Genomic DNA, 18260 nt, shown 5'->3' with positions numbered 1-18260 from the left:
ACGTGTTCGGCGAGTGACTTGCCCCCGACCGCACGATGCTGCCCGGCCGCAGGAGCGGTATTCCCCTGCGGCCGGGCAGCGAGTGCAGCCCTTACTCGATCACACCCGGGTTGACCGGGCCCATACCCGACGTCCAGGTGTCCTCGTCCTCGGTCAGGTAGTCGGGGCGCTTGCCCTGCGGCTTGCCCTTGCGGCTCGCACCGCCGTGGCCACCGCCGAACGAGCCCTGCCCTGCCCGGCCGTCCGCGCCGCGCTCGGCCCGGCCGCGCAGTCCGGTGCCGCCCGGCGTGGCCTCGCGGGCACCCGAACCCGGCCCGCGCTGTCCGCCGATGGTGCCGCCGGCCCGGCCGACCAGTCCGCTGCCGCGCGCGCCGCCGCCGGCCGCGCCGCCATGGGCACCGCCGCCGCCCATGGCGCCGCCGCCCATGCCGCCCATGCCGGACGCGCCCGCGCGGCCCGCCTGGCCGGTCTGGCCCGTGCCGGTGGTCGCCGCGCCGGTGCCGCCGGGACGGGTGCCCGCGCCGGTGCCGCCGGCTCCCGGCGCGCTGCCGCCGCCGGTCCGGCCGGTGCCGGTGGTGCCGCCGGCGCTGCCCATGCCGCCGCCGATCGGCCCGCCGCCGATCGGGCCGGTCGAGCCACTGCCACCGCGCCCGCCGCCACCGGGACCGCCGGCCGTGTCGCCCCAGCTGCCCCCGGGGGCACCACCGCCACCGGTGCCCGGCCCGGTGCCCGGGATCCTCGGGTCGGGGGCCGGCGGCGACTGTGTCGGCGTGTGGTCGATGCGAGTGCCCGGGTCCTGGACCGGACCGGGATGCGTCGGCCCCGGGAACGGATTCGGCGTCGGCCCCGGCGTGGGCACCGGGTACGGGTGCGGACCCGGAGGCGTCGGCCCCGGGTACGGGTTCGGCGTCGGGCCCGGAGTCGGCACCGGCTGCGGCCTCGGGGACGGCGGCGGGGCCACCCTGGGCGGGTACGGCATGGTGCTGCCGCCACCGGGGGTCCGGCCGCTGCTGCCGCCACCGCCACCGACCGGGACGTCGACAAGATCGTCCCGGTGCTCGTTCCCTCCCGGCAACGGCGGAAACATCGGCGGCGGCACCGAGTTGAGCCGCGTGGTCGACTGCTCGTACGCCTGCGTCAGCTTGGTCATCTGCTGAATCGCCTCGGTGTGCGCCTGCTCGACCCGCCGCTGCGCCGCCTGCGCCTCGTCCTTGGTGACCCAGTCCGAGTCGACCATGTCGGCGATCTTGTTCGCGCCCCAGCTGCCGATCGCACCGCCGACGCCCGGGATCATGCCTCCCAGGATCGCGCCGCCCGTGCTGACGGCGCCGTTGGGCTGGCCGTCGTAGCGGCCGACGGTCTCCATGTCGGCGTGCGGCACGGCCGGCATGCCCGCCTTGACGGCGGCGAGCGTCTCGCCGGCGGACGCCATGTACGTGCCGGCGTTCCGCGAGTACGAGGCCAGGTCCATGGTGGACGCGGAGACCTTGCCGCCCCAGGTCTTGAAGCTCTCGGCCGCGCCGCCCTCCCAGTCGAGGCCGCTCATGTGGGCGTGCAGCTCGTTGCTGATCTCGTCCATCTTGTCGGCGGCCTGCAGCAGTCGCTGGCTCACCTGCATGACGGCGAGCGGGTCCGTGTGCTGGACCATGTTCAGCAGTTCCTGGTGGCTGGCACCGTCGATCTCACCGCCGTCGCGGACAGCCCGGACGAAGCGCCTCTCGGTCATGTCTCATCTCCCCCGTTTCTCCGTCGCCGGAGACCTCGTCAGTACGCGCCTTGCTGGGTGCCGGTGGCCGGGGCCTGCGGGCGGACCGGGTAGGCGGCCCGCGGGTCGGCGGCCGGGAGCTGCGAGCGGGCCCCGGACATCGACGAGAACCGGGCCTCCTGCTCGGCGTCCGCGCTGCTGTAGGTGCCGGCGGCCTTGCCGATGCTGGCGCTCATCGCCGCGATCTGGGCGGCGAGGGTCTGCGACAGCTGCTCCAGGTTGCCGTGCACGGTGTTGTACGCGGTCATCAGGTCGCCGGCCTGCCCGAAGTCCTGGCCGAGCTGGCCGGCCGTCAACTGCTGCTGGGACACCTCGCCGTGGCTCGCGGGGGAGCCGTCGAGTTCGCGCAGGATCTGGTCGACCTTGTTCTTGAAGGTCTGCAGGTTCTCCACCTCGACCTGGACCGCACTGCCGCCGACCTGGCCGACGATGGCCCGCGCCTGCGAGGCGGCGACCATGGCCTGCGTCTGTACGGCCGTCGCGGCCGACACCGCGTTGTAGACCAACCCCGACCATCCGTTGCCGGAGACGTCACTCATCACCGATCCCCCTCCCCCTTGGCGGACCCACCCCCGTGGTGGCCCGCCGATGGCATTGGCCGCGTTCAAGATAGCGGTACGAACGGACGGTCCGTCAGGGGGAGGGGGATCACGGTCCGGGTACCCTGTGCCGGTCGCCCCCGGGGAGGGGGTGTCAAGTGGCCTGTGGTACGGGGGAGTTCGGATGGGGGAGAAGCGCGTCACCTGGGCGGAGCTGTACTTCGACCTGGTGTTCGTGTTCGCGGTGACGCAGGTATCGGCGCTGCTGCACCACCACCACGACTGGGCGGGCTGCGGGCGGGCCCTGGTGGCGTTCGTGCCGGTGTACTGGTGCTGGGTGGGCACCACGGTGCAGGCCAACGTCCGGGACGTGGACAACCCGCGCGACCGGGTCGGGATCTTCGCCGTCGGTCTGGCCGGGCTGTTCCTGGCGCTCGCCCTGCCGGGGGCGTTCGGCGATCGCGGCATGCTGTTCGGCGGCGCGTACTGGGCGGCCCGGCTGGTGCTGGTCGGACTGCTGGCCCGGCGGGTCCGGAGGATCTGGCTCGGCCCGTACGGGGTGGGCGCGTTCTTCAGCGGCCCGCTGCTGGTGGTCGGCGGCCTGCTGCCGTCCCCCGCACGGGAGGTGCTGTGGGCGCTGGCCGCGACGGCGGACCTCTCCGCGCCGCTGGTGTTCCGCCGGCGGCTGGCGAAGGTCGAGTACCACCCGGGCCACCTGCCGGAGCGCTTCGGCCTGTTCCTGCTGGTCGCGCTCGGCGAGTCCATCGTCGGCATCGGCGCCCCGGTGGCCGGCTCGCCGCTGCATCCGGGCCAACTGGTCTCGGTGGCCGTGGCGTTCGTGATCTCCTGCGCGCTGTGGTGGCAGTACTTCGGGTACGCCGCCGACGCGATGCGGCACGTCCTGGAGACCGCGAGCTCGCGCCGCGACGTGCTGCGCCGGGTGTTCTCGTACGGGCACCTGGCACTGATCGCCGGGGTGATCACCGTCGCGGTGGGCTTCGGCGAGACGGTGGCCCGGCCGGGGGCGGCGCTCGGCGGCGGGGCGCTCGGGCTGCTGTACGGCGGCAGCGCGCTGTACCTGCTGAGCTTCAACTACACCCGCTGGATGATGTTCCGGAGGCTCTCGCCGACCCGCAGCGCGGCCGGCCTGCTGGTGGCCGCGCTGCTGGCGCTGCTGCTGCTCACCCCGCTGCACCGGCTGCCCGCGCTGGCCGTGCTGGGGCTGCTGGCGGCCGTGCTGGTCGGGCTGAGCTGCTGGGAGGAGCTGCGGGTGCGGCGGGCGGCGCAGGCTGTCGGCGCGACTGTGTAGCGTTCTTCGCAGCGGGTCCGCCACGGGCCCGGACGATCGAGCGGTCGCCGTGCGGCGCGGCCGGTGGGAGGTACAACGTGACGGAGCTGGCCGAGACGTCCGTGGGCGGCGCGCTGGAGCTGCCGGAGTCCTGGCGTGCGGTGCTCGCCGAGGAGACCGGCAAGCCGTACTTCGCGCAGCTGTCGGAGTTCCTGGCGGCCGAGCGGGCCGAGCACGAGGTGTTCCCGCCCGCCGGGCAGGAGTTCTCGGCGCTGGCCGCGACGGCGTACCAGGACGTCAAGGTGCTGCTGCTCGGCCAGGACCCGTACCACGACAACGGGCAGGCGCACGGCATGAGCTTCTCCGTGCTGCCGGGTGTGAAGACCCCGCCGTCGCTGCGCAACATCTACAAGGAGCTGAACACCGACCTCGGCCTGCCGGTGCCGGACAACGGCTACCTGATGCCGTGGGCCGAGCAGGGCGTGCTGCTGCTCAACGCGGTGCTCACGGTGCGGGCGCACGAGGCCAACTCGCACAAGAACCAGGGCTGGGAGAAGTTCACCGACGCGGTGATCCGCGCGGTCAGTGCCCGTGAGGAGCCGTGCGTCTTCGTGCTGTGGGGCGGGTACGCGAAGAAGAAGCTCTCGCTGATCGACACCGAGAAGCACGTGGTGGTGCAGAGCGGGCACCCGTCGCCGCTGTCGCAGAAGACCTTCCTCGGGACGAAGCCGTTCTCGCAGATCAACGCCGCGCTGGAGGGCTTCGGGCAGAAGGCGGTCGACTGGACCATCCCGAACGTGAAGTAGCGGGCGGCGCAGGGGCGGTGGGCACGAGGGGTGCGCACCGCCCCTGCGGCGTCCCTGGCTCAGGGGACGAGCACGTCCGGCTCGGTCGCCGCGCGGAGCTGCTCCAGGGTGACGCCGTCGGCGAGTTCGATCAGGCGGAGGCCGTCCGGGGTGACGTCGAGGACGGCGAGGTCGGTGACGATGCGGTGGACGACGCCCCGGCCGGTGGCGGGGAGGGTCAGCTCGTCGACGATCTTCGGGGTGCCGTCCTTGGCGGTGTGCTCCATCACCACGATCAGGCGGCGGGCCCCGTGGACCAGGTCCATCGCGCCGCCCATGCCCTTGACCATCTTGCCCGGGATCATCCAGTTGGCGAGGTCGCCGGAGGCGGAGACCTGCATCGCGCCGAGCACCGAGACGTCGATCCGGCCGGAGCGCACCATGCCGAAGCTGAACGCCGAATCGAAGTACGCCGCACCGGGGTTGACGGTGACGGTCTCCTTGCCGGCGTTGATCAGGTCGGGGTGGACGGCGTCGTCCGCCGGGTAGGGGCCGACGCCGAGGATGCCGTTCTCGGAGTGCAGCACCACGTGGACGCCCGCGGGCAGGTGGTTGGGGATCAGCGTGGGCAGGCCGATGCCGAGGTTGACGTACTGGCCGTCGCGCAGTTCGCGGGCGGCCCGGGCGGCGAGCAGGTCGCGCGGGTCGAGAGCGGTGGTCATCAGGACTCCTTCGCGACAGAAAGACTGACGGTGCGGCGCTCGATCCGGCGGTCGTCGGGGTCGGCGGCGACCACCCGGTCGACGTAGACGCCGGGCAGGTGGACGGCGTCCGGTTCGATCTCGCCGGGTTCGACGATCCGGTCGGCCTCGACGATCGTGATCCGGCCGGCGGTGGCGCACAGCGGGTTGAAGTTGCGGGCGGCGGCGTGGAAGACGCAGTTGCCGTGCCGGTCGGCGACCTCGGCGCGGACCAGGGCGAAGTCCGCGACGATGGCCTCCTCCAGCAGGTGGCGGCGGCCGCCGAACTCGCGGACCTCCTTCGGCGGGGAGGCCACCGCGACGGCGCCGCCGCCGGGCGCGTAGCGCCAGGGCAGGCCGCCCTCCTCGACCTGGGTGCCGGCGCCGGCCGGGGTGTAGAACGCGGGGATGCCCGCGCCGCCGGCCCGCAGCCGTTCGGCGAGGGTGCCCTGCGGGGTCAGTTCGACCTCCAGTTCGCCGTTCAGGTACTGGCGGGCGAACTCCTTGTTCTCGCCGACGTAGCTGGAGGTCATCCGGGCGATCCGGCCCGCGCCGAGCAGCAGGCCCAGGCCCCAGTCGTCCACCCCGCAGTTGTTGGAGACCACCCGCAACCCGGTGGTGCCCGCGTCGACGAGCGCACCGATCAGGGTGGACGGGATGCCGCACAGGCCGAAGCCGCCGACGGCGAGCACCGCGCCGTCGGGAATGTCCCCGACCGCGCGGGCGGGGGAGTCCAGGACCTTGTCCAAGGGGGCCACCTTCTCGAAGGGGGAGGGCTGACTGCGGCACCACACTCGCCGCAGGCCCCGGCGCTTTCCATGGCGGACGACGCCATGGAGCAGGGCCGACCCATGTGTGTGCCGCACACCTCTTGGCGGCCGACGCCCGAACATGTGGTCGGCCCACACAGTGGTGGCGGCCGATGCGTGCTCCCGTCACATGTCGTCTTCGGGGCGACGCTCCTACGGTTCCCGCATCCCACCAGCACAGGCACGTCAGGAGCCCGCCACCATGTCAGTCACGGACGCCACCCCCAGACGACCCGTCCGCAAGCTCGCCGCGCTGGCCGCCTGCGTGCTGCTCGCGTCCGCTTGCGCCAAGGCGGGCACGGCGGGCACCACGGCCGAGGCGGGCGGCGGCGACAAGAGCCCGGTCAAGGTCGGCCTGGTGTACTCCAAGACCGGCCCGCTGGCGGCCTACGGCAAGCAGTACCTGGAGGGCTTCAAGGCGGGCCTGTCGTACGCCACCAAGGGCACCAACGCCGTCGACGGCCACCCGGTGGAGATCGCCGAGCAGGACGACGCGGGCGACCCGGCCAAGGCCGTCTCCGCCGCGAAGGACCTGATCGGCAAGAACTACAAGATCCTGGCCGGCTCCACCGCGTCCGGCGTGGCCCTGCAGGTCGGCCCGATCGCCGCGCAGAACAAGGTGCTGTTCATCAGCGGCCCGGCCGCCGCCGACAAGGTCACCGGCCTGAACAAGTACACCTTCCGCTCCGGCCGGCAGTCCTACCAGGACACCAAGGCCGCCGCGTCGTTCATCGGCGACGCCAAGGGCAAGAAGGTCACCGTCCTCGCCCAGGACAACGCCTTCGGCCAGGCCAACGTGGCCGCCGTCAAGGACGTCCTCGGCTCCGCGGGCGCCACCGTGGAAGCGGTGCTCGCCCCGCCGTCCGCGACCGACCTGACGCCGTTCGCCACCCAGGCCAAGGCCGCCAAGCCCGACCTGCTGTTCGTCGCGTGGGCCGGCGACACCGCCTCCGCGCTGTGGACCTCGCTCAACCAGCAGGACGTGTTCTCCGCGACCAAGGTCGTCACCGGCCTCGACGTGGCCGCCTCCTACCCGCTGTTCGGCCCCGCCGCCGAGAAGATCGACTTCCTGAACCACTACTTCTCGGGCGCGGCCGGCGGCACCGAGGCCGAGCTGGCGATGAACGACTTCGTCACCAAGAACGGCTCCAAGTCCGACCTGTTCACCCCGGACGGCTTCACCGCCGCGCAGATGGTGGTGCACGCGCTGGAGACCAACAAGGGCTCCGACGCCGACACCGACGCGCTGGTGAAGGCGCTGGAGGGCTGGAGCTTCGACGGCGTCAAGGGCAAGCTCACCGTCCGCGCCGAGGACCACGCGCTGCTCCAGCCGATGTTCCAGGTCAAGCTGACGGGCACCGGCGCCGACGCCAAGCCCACCGCGGAGAAGGTGCTGTCCGCCGAGCAGGTCGCCCCGCCGGTCGCCAAGATGGCGGGCTGACCCACATGAGCACCCCCGCCCCGGTCCTGCGGCTGAACGGCCTCGGCTGGTCGGTCCGCGGCGTCCCGATCGTCCAGGACGTCACCCTCGACGTCGCCGAGGGCGAGTTCGTCGCCTTCATCGGCCCGAACGGGGCGGGCAAGACCTCCCTGTTCAACCTGATCTCCGGGATCTACCCGGCCAGCCACGGCACCCTCCACCTGGACGGCGCCGACATCACCGCCCTGCCGGTGCCCGCCCGGGCCCGGCGGGGTCTCGGCCGGACCTTCCAGACCTCCTCGCTGTGGCCCGGCCTGACCGTCGCCGACCACGTCCGGCTGGCCGCCCAGGCCGCCGCCGGCCCCGCCGCGTCCTACCGGATCTGGCGGCGCGCCGACCGCTACCGGCAGCAGGTCGAGGAGACCCTGGAGCGCACCGGCCTCGCCGACCAGGCCGACGACCTGGCCGGCTCCCTCTCGCACGGCGGCAAAAGGAAGTTGGAGCTCGCCGTGCTGCTGGTCGGCGACCCCCGGCTGATCCTGCTCGACGAGCCGATGGCCGGGGTGAGCGCCGAGGAGGTGCCCGCCCTGGTCGAGCTGATCCGCTCGGTCCACCAGGAGCAGGGCCGCACCGTCCTGATGGTCGAACACCACATGGACGTGCTGCTCGGCCTCGCCGACCGGCTCGCCGTGATGCACCACGGCACCCTGCTCGCACTCGACACCCCCGCGGCCGTGATGGCCGACGAAACCGTCCAGGGGGCCTACCTCGGGGAGGCGTTGTGACGGAAACCCTGCTCGCGGTACGCGAGTTGAAGGTGGTGATCGACGGCCTGCACATCCTGCACGGGGTGGACCTGGACGTCGCCGCCACCGGCGTCACCGCACTGCTCGGCCGCAACGGCGCCGGGAAGACCACCACCGTCAAGGCCGTCATGGGCCTCGTCCCGCGGACCGGCTCGCTGGTCTTCGACGGCACCGACATCGGCCGCCTGCCCACCCACCTGGTGGTCCGGCAGGGCATCGGCTACGCCCCCGAGGACCGCGGCATCTTCGCCGGCCTGACCGTCGCCGAGAACCTTCGGCTGGCCGAACGCGACGGAACTCCCGCCTACGACCTGGTCTTCGAGCTCTTCCCGGAGCTGAAGCAGCGTCACAAGCAGGCCGCCGGCACGCTGTCGGGCGGCCAGCAGCAGATGGTCGCGATCGCCCGCACGCTGCTCAACGGCAACCGGCTGATCATCGCCGACGAGCCCACCAAGGGCCTCGCGCCGAAGATCGTCACCGAGGTCGCCGACGTGCTCGCCCGGGCCGCCGAGACCGTCCCGGTGCTGCTGGTCGAACAGAACCTGGCCCTGGTCCGCCGGGTCGCCGGCCACTGCGCGGTCCTCGCCGACGGCCGCACCGCCCACCAGGGCGACGCCCGCGAACTGCTCGCCGACGAGGACGCCGCCCGCCGCCTGCTCGGCGTCGGCAGCCACCGCCCCACCGCTCCTGATCCCGAGGTGTCTCCCCGATGAACACCGTCGTCCTGCTCGCCTGCACCGGACTCGGGCTCGGCGCGCTGTACTTCCTGGTCGCCTCCGGCCTCTCGCTGATCTTCGGCCTGATGGACGTCCTCAACTTCGCGCACGGCGCGCTGCTGTCCATCGGCGCGTACGCCGCCTGGTGGGCCGCCACCGACGGCGGGCTCGGCTTCTGGCTGGCCGTGCCGTTCGGCACCGCGGTCGGCACGGCCGCCTCGGTGCTGCTCGAACTCGCCCTGATCCGGCCGCTGTACGCCCGGCCGCGCGACCAGATCCTCGCCACCGTCGGCGTCGGACTCGCCCTGCCCGCCCTGATCATGGGCATCTGGGGCGCCGACGCCCGGCCCTTCCCGCAGCCCGCTGCGCTGGCCGGCACCGTCGACGTGCTCGGCGCGACCGTCCCCGTCAACCGCTTCGTGCTGATGGCCGCCGCACTGGTCGTGCTGGTCCTGCTGCGGCTGTTCCTGGCGAAGACCCGGTACGGCCTGATCGTCCGGGCCGGCGTCGAGGACCGCGCCATGGTCACCGCGCTCGGCATCGACGTCCGCAAGGCCTTCACCCTGGTCTTCGCCATCGGCGGCGCCGCCGCCTCGCTCGGCGGGGCGCTGGCCGGCCTGTACTTCGGCTCCCTCAACCCCGGCCAGGGCACCGGACTGCTGATCTTCGCCTTCGTGGTCGTCGTGATGGGCGGCATGGGCTCGGTCACCGGCGCCGCCGTCGCCTCGGTCGGCGTCGGCCTGGTCCAGCAGTTCGCCAACTACTACACCGCGGCAGGCCTCGGAGACCTCTCCGTGGTCGTCCTGCTCGCCGTGCTGCTGCTCGTCAAGCCGCGCGGACTCACCGGGAGACTCGCATGACCACTCACCTCAAGCGCTGGTGGCCGCTCGCCCTGCTGATCGTCCTGGTGATCGCGCCGTACAGCACCCTGCCGCTGCCCGGCCTGCTGGACGGCCCGCTCGGCAGCCCCGGCAGCCTCCAACTGATCGCCCTGTGCCTGGTCTACGGCGGCCTCGCCACCGGCTACGACCTGCTGCTCGGCCGCACCGGCCTGCTCTCCTTCGGCCACGCCCTGTACTTCGCCACCGGCCTGTACGCCACCGACCTGGCGATGCTGGAGTTCGGCCTCGGCTTCGTCCCGGCCGCGGTGTTCGGCATCCTCTGCTCGATCGCGCTGGCGCTGCTGCTCGGCTCGGTCTCGCTGAAGGTCACCGGCATCGGCTTCTCCATGGTGACGCTGGCGTTCGCGCAGGCCGGGGCGATCCTGGTGCAGCGCAACCCCGGCGGCCTGACCGGCGGCGAGGAGGGCCGCTCGACGCCCGCCGAGCACCTGCCCGACGCGCTGATCGGCATCCAGAACACCGCCAACCTGTACTGGATCGCGGTGCTGTACCTGGTCGTCACGCTCGCCGTGGTGCACTGGACGGTCTCCTCGCCGACCGGCCGGGTCTGGGCCGGCATCCGGGAGAACGAGCGCCGCGTCGAGGTGCTGGGCCTGCGCCCGTACGGCTTCAAGCTGGTCGCGTTCACCGTGTCCGGCGGCCTGGCCGGCGCGGGCGGCGTGGTCTGCCTGCTGCTGACCGGCGGCGCGACGCCGCAGGCCGCGAGCTCGGACGCGACGCTGGCGCTGCTGGTGATGGTGGTGCTCGGCGGGTCCGGCACCCGGTGGGGGCCGCTGCTCGGCGGCGTGCTCTACACCTGGGCCGCGCACCGGCTCGGCGACCTCGCCAACTCCGCGTCCATCGCCGAACTCCCGTCGGTGCTGCGGGTTCCGCTCTCCCAGCCGCTGTTCCTGCTCGGTACGCTCTTCGTCGCCGTGGTCTACCTGCTGCCCGGCGGCCTGGCCAAGCTGCCCGCCCGGCTGCGTTCGGGCCGGGCCGCCAAGGCCGCCAAGGTGTCCGTCACCGCCGTACCGGAAGGCGCCGCATGACTCTCCCCCAGCACCTCACCGTCCCCGTCGAGGGCGGCGACCTCGCCGTCCTGCACTGGCCGGCCGCCGAGCCGGACGCGCCCGTGGTGGTCGCCGTGCACGGCATCACCGCCAACGCGCTGGCCTGGGCCGGGCTGGCCCGGCTGCTCGACGGCCGGGTCGCGCTGTACGCCCCCGACCTGCGCGGCCGGGCCGCCAGCCGCGAACTGCCGGGCCCGTGGGGCCTGGGCCGGCACGCGGAGGACGTCGCCGCACTGATCCGTCACCTGGACGCCGGCCCGGTCCGGCTGGTCGGCCACTCGATGGGCGCCTGGGTCTCCGCCGTCGCCGCCGCCCGCCACCCCGAGCTGCTCGCCGACCTGGTCCTGGTCGACGGCGCGGTGACCTTCCCGCTGCCCGAGGGCGTCCGCGAGGAGGACGCGCTGGCCGCGGTGCTCGGCCCCGCGCTGGCCCGGCTGTCGATGACCTTCGAGAGCCGCGACGCCTACCGGGCGTTCTGGCAGGCGCACCCCGCGTTCGCCGACTGGAACGAGGAGATGGACGCGTACACCCAGCGCGACCTGGTCGGCGAGGCCCCCGAGCTGGTCTCCTCCTGCGTCCACGAGGCGATCACCACCGACGGCGCCCAGGTGCTGCTCGACCCGGAGGCGGCCGGCGCGATCCACCGCCTCGCCGTTCCGACCCGCTTCCTGTACGCCGAGCGCGGGCTGCTGAACGAGCCCCAGGCGCTGTACGACGAGGGCCGGCTGACGGCGGCGAAGGTCACCGTCCCGACCGAGCTGCTCGCCGGCACCAGCCACTACTCGATCATCTGGGCCGACCGGCTGGCCGAACTGCTGGTCTGAGCGCGGACGTTCCGGTGCCCTCCCGCCTCCGCGTCCGGAGCGGGAGGGCACCCGGCGTTCGGGCCCGGCCCGGTCAGGCGCGGCGCCGGTAGTACACGGTGCCGAGGACGGCCGCCGCGGCCAGCGAGCCGCCGATCACCCCGACCTTGGCGTCGACCATCGGAACGGTCGCGGCCGCCGGGGCGCCGCCGCACTCGACGTGGCCGACGATCACATTGGCGCCGCCGAGGGCGGGCAGCAGCACAAAGTGCAGGGCGTTGACGCTGAGCACGCCGTTGGCGTCGGTGGACTGCTCGTTGAGGGTCAGGTCGCCGAGGCCGGCGATGGTGATGGTGGTGCGCTCGAAGTGATCCGACCCGCCCGCGTACAGCACCGGCGCGCCCGGGCTCGGCAGCAGCAGCGTGCGCAGCCCCAGCAGGTGGGTCGCGACCTACGCGACGGCGGTCAACTCCAGGTTGCGGTACATGCGTTCGCCGCAGACCAGCAGGCCCGCCAGGGCGAGGGCGAGCGGACCGCACACCGAGCCGAGCAGGCCGGGGCGGGAACGGACGGCCGACCGGACCGGTGGTCCGGCGATTGCGGTGGCAGGCATGGGCGGCTCCACGCGAAGGGGCGGACGGGCCGGACCCGGCGGACGGGCCGCCCGGGTCCGGTGGCGGTCAGGGGCGGCGGTCCGGGCCCGGGCGGTCGGACCGGGGTTCGGAGGCAGCCAGTCGTCCGCGCCGCACCAGCAGCACGCCGACCAGCAGCAGACCGGCGGCCGCGGCGGCGGCCAGGCCGAGCCCGGGCGACCCGGTGGAGGCCAGCACTCCGCCGCCGGCCGCGACCGCCGGCCGGTGGACCGTCAGGCGGTGCCGAGGAAGGTCTGCCAGCCGCCCGCCGGGGACTGGCCGACGTTCAGGGTGCGCAGCTTGCGCAGCGTGGACTGATCCTGCGCCTCCAGCCACTCGACCAGCTGCTTGAAGGACACCAGCCGGACGTCCGGCTTGCCGGCGATCTCCTTGAGGGTCTGCTCGACGGCGTCCATGTAGATGCCGCCGTTCCACTGCTCGAAGTGGTTGCCGACGAAGAACGGCGCCCGGTTGGTGGTGTAGGCGCGGTTGAAGCCCGCCAGGTAGGCATCGCGGGCCTGGTCGCGCCACTGGCCGTACTTGCCCGGGTCGCCCTTGGTGGAGCCGGCGGACTGGTTGGCCAGGATGTTGTAGTCCATCGACAGCACCTGGAAGCCGTGCCCGGGGAACGGGATGCCCTGCAGCGGGAAGTCCCAGATCTTGCCGTCCTGCACCTTCTGCGGCCAGATCTGCTGCCCGCCCGGCGAGGAGGCGTCGTACTTCCAGCCGAGCTTGGCGGCGGTCGGCAGCAGCGCCTTCTGGCCCTCCAGGCAGGGGGTGCGGCCGCCGATCAGCTCCTTCTTGTAGTCGAAGGGCAGCGGGTCGACGTCGGTGATCCCGGTGTTGGTCCGCCACTGGGTGACGAAGCCGACCGCCTGCTCGATCTCGCTCTCCCAGTCCTCCGGCGTCCACTTGTTGACGCCGTTGCCGTCGGAGCGGGTCGAGCAGAAGTGGCCGTTGAAGTGGGTGCCGATCTCGTGGCCGGCCAGCCACGCCTGGCTGACCAGCTTCAGCGTGTTGCGGACGGCGCCCTCGGACAGGAACGGGATGTCGGAGGCGCCCTGCGAGTGCTTCGGCGGGTGGTACAGCGAGGACTTCTCCTTCGGCAGCGTGTAGATGCCGGAGAGGAAGAACGTCATGGCGGCCTTGTGTTCCTCGGCGAGCTTGAGGAACCGGGCGAACTGGCCGTCGTCGGTGGCGCCCGCGCCGTCCCAGGAGAGCACCACGAACTGCGGCGGGGTCTCGCCCGGCTTCAGCTTCTCCGGCTTCGGCTGGTTCGGCTGCGGGCCGGTGTCGGCGTTCGAGCCGTCGCCGATCGGGGTGCCTTTGGCGTCGGACCGGCCTGGTGCGGGCTTGGCGCCGCCGCTGCCGGTGCCCGCGTCGGAACCCGGCCGGCCGGCCGCACCACCCCCGCTCGAACAGGCGGCGACGGCCCCCAGGGCCGCGGTGGCCGCCGTCGCGGACAGCACTGTCCTGCGCGAGATGGTGCTCATGGTCTCCCCTGCCGCAGTGGGCCCGACCAGAAGAAGATCCGGACGCCGGCCCGCGGCTCCGGATGGTCAACTTCTGGCAAACTCGGACAATTTGACGGTTTCGCCACCCAAGGATGGCATGCCCGGGACGGACGGTCCAACGCCGCCCACCCTCAACCAGTCACCACGCGGACCGAGTTCCGACGGCTCCCGCCGATGGCGTCCTGTTGCCGTTCTGGGACAGAAAAGCCCAGCTGGGCCGCGTGTCTAGGCTGGTTCGCCCTCGACCAGCACGGCCAGCCGGCGGCGTCGGCGCACCAGTTGGACCACCAGGCTGCTGATCACCGTCGCCGCGACCGAGGAGATCACCAGGCTCAGCCACTCGGTGTCGAACCAGTGCAGGTTCAGCCAGCCCAGGCTGACGATGTACGCCGCCCACACCACCGCCGCCACCGCGGACCAGCGCAGGAACGTCCACGGCCGGTTCGGGGAGTGGCCGACCGCCAGGTCCAGCACCGTCCGCCCGGCCGGGACGAAGCGGGCCACGATCACGATCGTCGCCGCCGTCCGGCTGGTGGTGCGGCCGGTCAGCGCCCGCTGCACCCGGGCCACGCTGGCCGCCAGCTGCGGCCGGCGCTCCAGACGGCGGTTCACCGCGGGCGCGCCGCGCCGGGCCAGGTTGAGCAGCAGCAGGTCGCCGAGGAAGGACGCCACTGCCACGCCCGCCGCCAGCGGCAGCGGCGAGCCGCCCATCTGGCCGGTCTTCAGCACGGCCAGGATCACCAGCGTCCCGCTGGGCAGGAACGGCAGGAAGGCGTCACCCAGCACCGCGACCAGCGCCAGCGCGCAGTACCACGCCGGTGTGATCACCGTGTTGGCGTCCATGGCTCTCTCCCTCCAGACCGCCCGGGGGAGAGGCAGCTGCAACAGGGGTCAACGCTAGCGCGAACACCTTTCATCACCTGAAGCACCCCCGTGTGGGATGTCGCACACGGGCCCGGGCATGCTGAGAGCCCCCGGCGGGGTGCCGCTGCGGGGGCTCGGGGAGAACCGGGCGGCGCTGGTCGAGCCCGCCGGTCCGTGCGGTGCGCGAGGCCGGTGGGGCCACCGCGACGACCACCAGCCTGCCGCATTCCCGGGCCCCGCTCGACCACATCGGCTGGCGAGTTCGCGCCAGCGCGGGAAGTCGCCAGCCGCGGCGAACCGCCCGGCGGGCGGGAACAGCGCGCCCGGTGCGCGGGTTGTGCACCGACGAACGCCCGGGCATCCGGCCGGGGCCACCAGGAGGACGGGACCGCATGAGCACCGCACCGAGCGAACGGCAGCCCGACGACGACGGCCGGATCCGCGGCCGGGCGGCCGGCGCCGCCCCCGCCCCGCTCTCCATCCTGGACCTCGCCACCGTCGGCACCGGCCACACCGCCGCCGAGGCCCTCGCCGCCACCACCGAACTCGCCCGCAACGCCGAGCGCTGGGGCTACCACCGGTTCTGGGTCGCCGAACACCACGGCATGCCCGGCGTCGCCTCCTCGGTGCCCGCCGTGCTGCTCGCCCACCTCGGCGCGCACACCAGCACCCTGCGGCTCGGCTCCGGCGGCGTGATGCTCCCCAACCACGCCCCGCTCTCCATCGCCGAACAGTTCGGCCTGCTGGAGGCCCTGCACCCCGGCCGGATCGACCTCGGCCTCGGCCGCGCCCCCGGCACCGACCAGGCCACCGCCCGCGCCCTGCGCCGCGGCCTGGCCGACGGCGCCGAGGACTTCCCCCGCCAACTCGCCGAACTCACCCACTTCCTGGACGGCGACTTCCCCGACGGCCACCCCTACGCCCGGCTCGAAGCCGTGCCGCGCTCGGCCGCCCGCCCGCCGATCTGGCTGCTCGGCTCCTCCGGCTTCTCCGCGCAGCTCTCCGCCCGGCTCGGCCTGCCGTTCGCCTTCGCGCACCACTTCAGCGCCGCCAACACGGTGCCCGCGCTCGACCTCTACCGGGACACCTTCCGCCCGTCCGAGGTGCTCGCCGAGCCGTACGCGCTGATCGGCGTCAGCGCCGTCGCCGCCGAGACCACCGAGCAGGCGCGGTGGCTGGCCCGCTCGGCCGGCCTCGGCATGCTCCGGCTGCGCCAGGGCCGCCCCGGGCCGATCCCCACCCCCGAGGAGGCCGCCGCCCACCCCTACACCCTCGCCGAGGAGGACTTCATGGACTCCTGGCTGGCCAACGTGGTGCTCGGCACCCCCGCCGAGGTCGCCGACGGCCTGGAGGCGCTGCGCCGCCGCACCGGCGCGGACGAGCTGATGGTCACCTCGCACATCCACGGGCACCGGAACCGCCTCACCTCCTACGGCCTGATCGCCGAGGCGTACGGGCTCACGAAGAGCTAGCGCGCGAAGAGCCGGCTCACGAGGAGTCGGCTCACGAGGAGCCGGGGGAGCGCTCCCGCAGTATCTCGGCGATCCGGTCGGCGGCGCCCGGGCGGGCGAAGTACCAGCCCTGGGCGGTGTCGCAGCCGGTCTGGCGCAGGCGCTCGGCCTGGGCGGCGTTCTCGATGCCCTCGGCGGTGACGGTCAGGCCGAGGGCGTGCGCCAACTGCACGACCGCGCCGACGATCTGCTCGTCGGCGGCGCGCCGCCGCCCGCCGTCGCCGGGGGAACTCTCCCGGAACGCCTCGATGAACGTGCCGTCCAGCTTCAGCGCGTGCACCGGCAGCCGGGACAGGTACGCGAGGTTCGAGTAGCCGGTGCCGAAGTCGTCGATGGCGATCCGCACGCCCATGTCGGCGAGCGCCTGCAACGCCTGCAGCGGGCGTCCGCTCGGGCCGAGGATCGCGCTCTCGGTGATCTCCAGCTGGAGCAGCCGGGCCGGCAGCCCGGTGCGCTCCAGCACCTCGGCGACGTCCGCGACCACGTCGGAGTCCCAGATCTGACGGGCGGCCAGGTTGACCGAGACGAAGGTCTCCGCGTCCGGGAACTCCGCCAGCCAGCGCCGGGCCTGCCGGCAGGACTCCTCCAGCACCCACTTGCCGAGCGGGACGATCGCCCCGGACTCCTCGGCGAGCGGGATGAAACGGTCCGGCGACAGCAGCCCGTAGCGGGGGTGGAGCCAGCGCACCAGCGACTCCGCGCCGTGCACCGCGCCGTCCGCCAGACCCACCAGCGGCTGGTACTCGACGACGAACTCGCCGCGCTCCACGGCCGGGCGCAGCGCCGTCGCCAGCAGGTGGCGGGTCAGCTGGTCGGCGCCGCGGTCGCGGTCGTACAGCGTCCAGCGGGCACGGCCGTCGGCCTTCGACCAGTACAGGGTGGAGTCGGCGTCGCGGAGCAGGTCGGTGGGGGTGGAGCCGCGCACCGGGCGTTCCACCACGCCGATCGAGGCGGTCACCGTCAGCCGGTGCCCGGCCACCTCGAAGGGTCGCTCCAGGGCGTCCATCAGCCCGGTCGCGAGGTGGGTGAGCTGCTGGTGACCGGAGCTGTCGGCGACCAGCACGGCGAACTCGTCGCCGCCCAGGCGGGCCACCAACTGGCCCTCGCCGCTGCCGAATCCGTGCTCCAGTCGGGCGGCGACGGCGACCAGCAGCTGGTCGCCGATGTGGTGGCCGAGCGTCTCGTTGATGGCCGCGAAGCCGTCCAGGTCGACGTAGCACAGCCCGATCCGGGGCTCGCCCTCCGGCTCCTTCGGCCCGGCCTGCCCGGCCGGCTTGAACGCCGCCTCCAGCCGCTCGAAGAACAGCGTCCGGTTCGGCAGCCTGGTCAGCGGGTCGTGCAGCGCCTGGTAGGCGAGGCGGTCGCCGAGCTGCCGCTGCTCGGTGATGTCCTCGACCATCACCAGCGTGTAGTACGGGTGCCCCGCGCCGTCCCGGATCAGCGAGACGGTGACCCGGCCCCAGACCTCGCGCCCGCCGGGGTGCTTGAGCCGCTTCTCGGTGCGCATCCGGTCGCGCTCGCCGCGCACCAGCTCGCGGTAGCGGCGCCGGGACGGGTCCTCCGGGTCGATGATCTGATGGATGTGCATGCCGGGCAGTTCGCGGGTCTCCCGGCCGAGCATCGCCGCGAACGCCGGATTGCCCTCGATCACGAAGTCGTCGGTGTCGATCAGCGCCATGCCGATGCCGGCGTCCGAGAACGCGGCCCGGAAACGCGACTCGCTGGCCCGCAGCGCGTCCGCCAGGTGCACCGCGTCGGCGCTCAGCGAACTGCCGCAGGCGGCGCAGGTCTGGGGCGCACTGGTGGCTGTTCCGGGGGACGGCGCACCCTCCTGCGGGCGCGGCGTTTCGGGCCGCCCACCCCGATGGTGTGCGTCGGCCCCGACGTTCCGGCCCGGCACGGCACGCTCCCGTCCGCTGCTGCCACTGATCACGGCCGACACCCACGCGGGCGGAGACCGGCCTGCGGTCCCGTTCCGCCCGGCCCCGGCCGATGACCGGGGAGCTGTCGGCGGCCTCGGGCCACGTCCGCCGATCATAGGCCGCCGGTGTAACTGTGCGCGACCGCCGCCGGGGTGATTCGGGCGGATTGTCCGCAGATGTCTTCCGACGTGACGC

Annotated in this window: 19 protein-coding genes; 9 read left to right on the top strand and 10 right to left on the bottom strand. The window is 73.4% G+C overall.

From position 1 onward, the window contains the following. Positions 1-91: 91 nt before the first annotated feature. Both ACFV4P_RS26275 and ACFV4P_RS26270 read right to left on the bottom strand, forming a co-directional pair. A complete protein-coding gene (locus tag ACFV4P_RS26275) occupies positions 92-1726 on the bottom strand; it encodes a WXG100 family type VII secretion target (RefSeq protein WP_380475098.1) in 1635 nt (544 codons plus the stop codon). Between the two features lie 38 nt (positions 1727-1764). Further along, positions 1765-2304, bottom strand: a complete 540-nt coding sequence (locus tag ACFV4P_RS26270) for a hypothetical protein (RefSeq protein WP_380475096.1) — start codon at positions 2302-2304, stop codon at positions 1765-1767. A 184-nt stretch (positions 2305-2488) separates the two neighbouring features. Between ACFV4P_RS26270 and ACFV4P_RS26265 the strand changes: the two genes are divergently transcribed. After that, positions 2489-3613, top strand: a complete 1125-nt coding sequence (locus ACFV4P_RS26265; protein WP_380475094.1) for a low temperature requirement protein A — start codon at positions 2489-2491, stop codon at positions 3611-3613. A 77-nt stretch (positions 3614-3690) separates the two neighbouring features. Then, positions 3691-4398 carry a uracil-DNA glycosylase gene (locus ACFV4P_RS26260; protein WP_380475092.1) on the top strand — a complete coding sequence of 236 codons (708 nt, stop codon included), beginning with the start codon at positions 3691-3693 and terminating at the stop codon, positions 4396-4398. A 59-nt stretch (positions 4399-4457) separates the two neighbouring features. Here the strand turns inward: ACFV4P_RS26260 and ACFV4P_RS26255 are convergent, their stop codons facing one another. Both ACFV4P_RS26255 and ACFV4P_RS26250 read right to left on the bottom strand, forming a co-directional pair. After that, positions 4458-5099, bottom strand: a complete 642-nt coding sequence (locus ACFV4P_RS26255) for a 3-oxoacid CoA-transferase subunit B (protein WP_380475090.1) — start codon at positions 5097-5099, stop codon at positions 4458-4460. Continuing rightward, positions 5099-5866, bottom strand: a complete 768-nt coding sequence (locus tag ACFV4P_RS26250) for a CoA transferase subunit A (RefSeq protein WP_380475088.1) — start codon at positions 5864-5866, stop codon at positions 5099-5101. The genes ACFV4P_RS26255 and ACFV4P_RS26250 overlap by 1 nt, the downstream gene beginning before the upstream one ends. 262 nt (positions 5867-6128) lie before the next feature. Here ACFV4P_RS26250 and ACFV4P_RS26245 point away from each other — a divergent pair, with 262 nt between their 5' ends. The 6 genes from ACFV4P_RS26245 to ACFV4P_RS26220 are packed head-to-tail and all read left to right on the top strand — an operon-like array spanning position 6129 to position 11643. Further along, positions 6129-7367, top strand: coding sequence for a substrate-binding domain-containing protein (locus ACFV4P_RS26245; RefSeq protein WP_380475086.1), 1239 nt, complete (start codon positions 6129-6131; stop codon positions 7365-7367). Positions 7368-7372: 5 nt separating this feature from the next. Continuing rightward, positions 7373-8131, top strand: coding sequence for an ABC transporter ATP-binding protein (locus ACFV4P_RS26240; protein ID WP_380475084.1), 759 nt, complete (start codon positions 7373-7375; stop codon positions 8129-8131). Continuing rightward, positions 8128-8865, top strand: coding sequence for an ABC transporter ATP-binding protein (locus tag ACFV4P_RS26235; RefSeq protein WP_380475082.1), 738 nt, complete (start codon positions 8128-8130; stop codon positions 8863-8865). The genes ACFV4P_RS26240 and ACFV4P_RS26235 overlap by 4 nt, the downstream gene beginning before the upstream one ends. Then, positions 8862-9728 carry a branched-chain amino acid ABC transporter permease gene (locus ACFV4P_RS26230; RefSeq protein WP_380475080.1) on the top strand — a complete coding sequence of 289 codons (867 nt, stop codon included), beginning with the start codon at positions 8862-8864 and terminating at the stop codon, positions 9726-9728. Before ACFV4P_RS26235 ends, ACFV4P_RS26230 begins: the two co-directional genes overlap by 4 nt. Next, entirely contained in the window at positions 9725-10798 is a 1074-nt protein-coding gene (locus tag ACFV4P_RS26225; protein WP_380475078.1) for a branched-chain amino acid ABC transporter permease, read from the top strand. The genes ACFV4P_RS26230 and ACFV4P_RS26225 overlap by 4 nt, the downstream gene beginning before the upstream one ends. Further along, positions 10795-11643 (top strand): alpha/beta fold hydrolase, encoded by an 849-nt coding sequence (locus tag ACFV4P_RS26220; protein ID WP_380475076.1) that lies wholly within the window; start codon positions 10795-10797, stop codon positions 11641-11643. Before ACFV4P_RS26225 ends, ACFV4P_RS26220 begins: the two co-directional genes overlap by 4 nt. 73 nt (positions 11644-11716) lie before the next feature. Here the strand turns inward: ACFV4P_RS26220 and ACFV4P_RS26215 are convergent, their stop codons facing one another. The 5 genes from ACFV4P_RS26215 to ACFV4P_RS26195 form a co-directional block, all read right to left on the bottom strand. Continuing rightward, complete coding sequence (locus tag ACFV4P_RS26215; RefSeq protein ID WP_380475075.1) at positions 11717-12016, bottom strand: choice-of-anchor P family protein; 300 nt, start codon at positions 12014-12016, stop codon at positions 11717-11719. A 57-nt stretch (positions 12017-12073) separates the two neighbouring features. Beyond that, complete coding sequence (locus ACFV4P_RS26210) at positions 12074-12235, bottom strand: hypothetical protein (protein ID WP_380475073.1); 162 nt, start codon at positions 12233-12235, stop codon at positions 12074-12076. A gap of 67 nt (positions 12236-12302) precedes the next feature. After that, positions 12303-12452 carry a hypothetical protein gene (locus ACFV4P_RS26205; RefSeq protein ID WP_380475071.1) on the bottom strand — a complete coding sequence of 50 codons (150 nt, stop codon included), beginning with the start codon at positions 12450-12452 and terminating at the stop codon, positions 12303-12305. A 35-nt stretch (positions 12453-12487) separates the two neighbouring features. Then, the gene (locus ACFV4P_RS26200) at positions 12488-13747 is read right to left on the bottom strand and encodes a hypothetical protein (RefSeq protein WP_380475069.1); all 1260 of its coding nucleotides are present in this window, start codon (positions 13745-13747) and stop codon (positions 12488-12490) included. 246 nt (positions 13748-13993) lie between these two features. Beyond that, positions 13994-14611 carry a DedA family protein gene (locus ACFV4P_RS26195; protein WP_380475067.1) on the bottom strand — a complete coding sequence of 206 codons (618 nt, stop codon included), beginning with the start codon at positions 14609-14611 and terminating at the stop codon, positions 13994-13996. Between the two features lie 413 nt (positions 14612-15024). On the opposite strand from ACFV4P_RS26195, the gene ACFV4P_RS26190 reads away from it, so the two are divergent. After that, entirely contained in the window at positions 15025-16104 is a 1080-nt protein-coding gene (locus ACFV4P_RS26190; RefSeq protein WP_380475066.1) for an LLM class flavin-dependent oxidoreductase, read from the top strand. 31 nt (positions 16105-16135) lie between these two features. Here ACFV4P_RS26190 and ACFV4P_RS26185 read toward each other — a convergent pair whose 3' ends face one another. Further along, positions 16136-18073 carry a putative bifunctional diguanylate cyclase/phosphodiesterase gene (locus ACFV4P_RS26185; protein ID WP_380475282.1) on the bottom strand — a complete coding sequence of 646 codons (1938 nt, stop codon included), beginning with the start codon at positions 18071-18073 and terminating at the stop codon, positions 16136-16138. Between the last annotated feature and the right edge of the window lie 187 nt (positions 18074-18260).

Origin of the sequence: Kitasatospora sp. NPDC059795 (assembly GCF_042732175.1) — a bacterium.
In the GTDB taxonomy this organism is placed as follows: Bacteria; Actinomycetota; Actinomycetes; order Streptomycetales; family Streptomycetaceae; genus Kitasatospora.
Note: the sequence above shows the minus strand (reverse complement) of the source record. Positions and strands in the feature narration are given on the sequence as shown.

Coding starts and splice junctions, on each gene's coding strand:
- ACFV4P_RS26190 (WP_380475066.1), top strand. CDS start 15,025: ATGAGCACCGCACCGAGCGAACGGCAGCCCGACGACGACGGCCGGATC.
- ACFV4P_RS26265 (WP_380475094.1), top strand. CDS start 2,489: ATGGGGGAGAAGCGCGTCACCTGGGCGGAGCTGTACTTCGACCTGGTG.
- ACFV4P_RS26270 (WP_380475096.1), bottom strand. CDS start 2,304: ATGAGTGACGTCTCCGGCAACGGATGGTCGGGGTTGGTCTACAACGCG.
- ACFV4P_RS26220 (WP_380475076.1), top strand. CDS start 10,795: ATGACTCTCCCCCAGCACCTCACCGTCCCCGTCGAGGGCGGCGACCTC.
- ACFV4P_RS26245 (WP_380475086.1), top strand. CDS start 6,129: ATGTCAGTCACGGACGCCACCCCCAGACGACCCGTCCGCAAGCTCGCC.
- ACFV4P_RS26240 (WP_380475084.1), top strand. CDS start 7,373: ATGAGCACCCCCGCCCCGGTCCTGCGGCTGAACGGCCTCGGCTGGTCG.
- ACFV4P_RS26195 (WP_380475067.1), bottom strand. CDS start 14,611: ATGGACGCCAACACGGTGATCACACCGGCGTGGTACTGCGCGCTGGCG.
- ACFV4P_RS26255 (WP_380475090.1), bottom strand. CDS start 5,099: ATGACCACCGCTCTCGACCCGCGCGACCTGCTCGCCGCCCGGGCCGCC.
- ACFV4P_RS26230 (WP_380475080.1), top strand. CDS start 8,862: ATGAACACCGTCGTCCTGCTCGCCTGCACCGGACTCGGGCTCGGCGCG.
- ACFV4P_RS26210 (WP_380475073.1), bottom strand. CDS start 12,235: ATGCCTGCCACCGCAATCGCCGGACCACCGGTCCGGTCGGCCGTCCGT.
- ACFV4P_RS26275 (WP_380475098.1), bottom strand. CDS start 1,726: ATGACCGAGAGGCGCTTCGTCCGGGCTGTCCGCGACGGCGGTGAGATC.
- ACFV4P_RS26200 (WP_380475069.1), bottom strand. CDS start 13,747: ATGAGCACCATCTCGCGCAGGACAGTGCTGTCCGCGACGGCGGCCACC.
- ACFV4P_RS26225 (WP_380475078.1), top strand. CDS start 9,725: ATGACCACTCACCTCAAGCGCTGGTGGCCGCTCGCCCTGCTGATCGTC.